Raw genomic sequence first — 2,115 nt, forward strand, 5'->3', positions numbered from 1 at the left:
TCCCATGACAGCTTCCACACCTTCTGGCAGTTGCTCTTTGGCCACCTGTAATCGTTCGTTGACCAATTGCCGAGCGAAGAAGAGGTCCGTGCCCTCTTTGAAAATAACAGTAACTTGCGACAAACCCGAGCGTGACAGCGAACGAGTTTGTTCTAGAGCCGGTAAACCAGCCATTGCTGTTTCGATGGGGAACGTGATGCGTTGTTCGGTTTCCAGTGGTGAAAAACCTGCTGCCCCCGTGTTGATTTGCACCTGGACGTTGGTGATATCGGGAACCGCGTCGATCGGCAGCTTCTGATAGCTTGCTATACCGAGGCCGGCCATGAGGAAAACCGCGAGCAGTACGATAATGCGCTGCTCGATGGCAAATTGGATCAGGCGTTCGAACATGAGAACCTTCTCGTGGAAATGGCGGATCAGTGGGCGTGTTCAGCCGAGGCTTTACCCAATTCTGATTTCAAAATGAAACTACCGGCGGCGGCGATTTGAGCTCCGGGCTCCAGGCCTTCCTTGATCTCGACCAGACCCGCCGAACGACCACCTGTCTCCACTGGCTGAGCTCTAAACCCGTCCTCCGTTCGAACGAAAACAGTTTGCTTGTCCTCGACCGTCTGAAGAGCCGCCTCTGGTACAGCGACCTTTGTCTGCCGAGTACCGGTGTCAACCTGCACGGTCACAAATAGCCCCGGACGCCATGCACCTTGTGGATTTTCCAATGTCACGCGGACCGTGGCTGTACGGGTTTGCTCGCCCAACAAACTGCCGACATAGGCCACGGTTCCAGTGACTTCAGCATTCAACTCCGGCGCACTGACCTTGACCGATTTGCCTACGAGTACCTTGTTCAAATCCTTTGGTGAGACTCCAAAGGTCACCCACACACGCGACAAGTCGGAGAGCGTAAAGGCATTGGTGGTTTCGCTGACAACTTCACCGAGGGCCAAATGTTTCTCGACTACAACCCCGTCAAACGGCGCACGCAATTCATATCGATTACCCCCGCTGGCGACCGAGCTACCACTCAGTACGCTAATTTTTTGCCGAGCATTGCTGAGAGCAATTTCAGCTTCTTGCAAAGCCTGGCGGGCTTGCAGGAAGTCCTGTTCTGCAGAGATTTTGTCCTGCCATAACTGTCGCTCTCGCTCGTAGGTAGTACGCGCCAACTCAAGACGACGTTGCGCAGCGGCTTGTTCACTGCGCTGATCAGAAATTTGTTGGCTAGCGATTACGGCCAGCAACTGACCTTTTTTCACTGGTTGACCAAGATTGGCATGAACCGACTCAACGACACCAGGTACGCGGGGCACCACGTGCGCAGTGCGGTCTTCATCAAAACGGATTTCTCCAGGAAAGGGCAATGAAAGGCTGATGCTCTGCGCTTTCGCTTCAACCAGTTGGATGCCGGCAGAGCTGATCTGCTCTTCGCTCAGAGTCAAATGACCCTCTTCAGCTTCGCCTTCTGCGTGTTCGCCCTCGGCCGGTTTTCCGTCAGCAGTTTCATCGCCGTGATCGTCATAGCCTTTGCCCTCCTGAGTCTGAGCTTCAGCTGAAGGCACCGATGGGCTTGTCATCCAAAACGAACCGATGCCTATACCTATTGCCAAGGTTAGTGCCGAGACGAGGATTAGTTTTTTATCCATGGAGACTCCCTGCGCAACCCAGTCGGCATTCACGGATTAACGTGGTATTGCGATACTGAGCAGCGGTAAAAAAAAGCGTTATATGAAATTCACGGGGTACGAGTGAGAATGGCAACATCACCGAAAATTCGCTCGATACGCACCCAGGCGTCTGTCGCCTCGGCGATGGCTTGGATGTATTGCGTGCGAGCGCTAATCAATGTGCGCTGAGCATCGAGCACGTCGAGAAAGTTAAACTTACCCATTTCGAAACCTCGGGTAGCGGTATCGACGGCACTTTGCGCTGCAGGCAGGATGGTTTGATTGAACGACGCCACTTCAGTGTTAGCAGTCAGCCACTGATCTAAGGTGGTTTGGATCTCTGTGCGCAGTCGTAACTCACTGGCATTCCGAAGGTCGCGAGATTGATCGGCACGGCGGGCTGCGGCCAGTACGTTGCCTTGGTTACGGTTAAACAACGGGATGGGCATAGATA

At 53.7% G+C, this 2,115-nt stretch carries 3 protein-coding genes; all 3 read right to left on the bottom strand.

What is annotated here, in order from left to right; translation table 11 throughout:
* Positions 1–390 (bottom strand): efflux RND transporter permease subunit (locus HT737_RS29110; RefSeq protein WP_182404551.1); only part of this gene is annotated, 390 nt, incomplete at its 3' end.
* A 26-nt stretch (positions 391–416) separates the two neighbouring features.
* Positions 417–1,640 (bottom strand): efflux RND transporter periplasmic adaptor subunit, encoded by a 1,224-nt coding sequence (locus HT737_RS29115; protein WP_042561903.1) that lies wholly within the window; start codon positions 1,638–1,640, stop codon positions 417–419.
* An 89-nt stretch (positions 1,641–1,729) separates the two neighbouring features.
* Positions 1,730–2,115, bottom strand: a 386-nt coding sequence (locus HT737_RS29120; RefSeq protein WP_182404552.1) for a TolC family protein, incomplete at its 5' end; no start/stop codon positions are given.

The sequence above is a fragment of the Pseudomonas sp. MD195_PC81_125 genome (assembly GCF_014060985.1).
In the GTDB taxonomy this organism is placed as follows: Bacteria; Pseudomonadota; Gammaproteobacteria; order Pseudomonadales; family Pseudomonadaceae; genus Aquipseudomonas; species Aquipseudomonas parakoreensis.

Excerpts from the sequence above, each read along its gene's own strand:
- HT737_RS29115 (WP_042561903.1), bottom strand. The coding sequence starts at position 1,640 with ATGGATAAAAAACTAATCCTCGTCTCGGCACTAACCTTGGCAATAGGT.